The following is a 596-nucleotide window of genomic DNA, read 5'->3' as shown; positions in this document are numbered from 1 at the left end:
TCATGTTCTGTACCAGCTGGATTCAATACTACCACTGTAAATGGAGCAATACCACCAGTCCAACTAAAATCAAGATCTGTACCAATTGTACCAGTTGCTGGATGTGCATTCCAAGCTAATTTAGGAATCATGGTTAATTTACCATATCCAGAAGTAACTGTAGCACCAGCAGCATCCTTAATTACACAACGATAATGAAGACCGTCTGTATTTGTTTCTACTGTAGGTGAATAAGTTTGACTAGTACCACCTGATGCATTAACCCAATTAGCAAGCATTAATGAGTATTCCCATTGATACGTATATGGAGCTGTACCGCCTTTTGCTTCTACACTGAAAGTAGCTGTAGTTCCTTCAAGAGCAGTAACATCTACTGGGTTAGTTTTAATACCGAGAGCTACTGGGCCTGCTGGAACTAATGGGCAAATAGCAATTGGATCCCACCAATGTTCAGTCAAATCACTTAATGGGATATTCTGCATATCTGGTTGAGCAATAATACAATCATACAATTCTAAATAACGCTTACGATATTGTCTGTAATAACCTGCACGACGTAGGTTATCATTCGCATTGTCTTTGTCAAGACTAAATGC

At 39.1% G+C, this 596-nt stretch carries 1 protein-coding gene; it reads right to left on the bottom strand.

Features of this window, described 5'->3' with window-relative positions; translation table 11 throughout:
• A partial coding sequence (locus tag N1032_RS26510; protein ID WP_259543643.1) for a SprB repeat-containing protein occupies positions 1-596 on the bottom strand: 596 nt, incomplete at both ends.

The sequence above is a fragment of the Herbiconiux daphne genome, assembly GCF_024979295.1.
GTDB lineage: Bacteria > Actinomycetota > Actinomycetes > Actinomycetales > Microbacteriaceae > Herbiconiux > Herbiconiux daphnes.
This window is presented reverse-complemented; position numbering and strand designations above follow the sequence as displayed.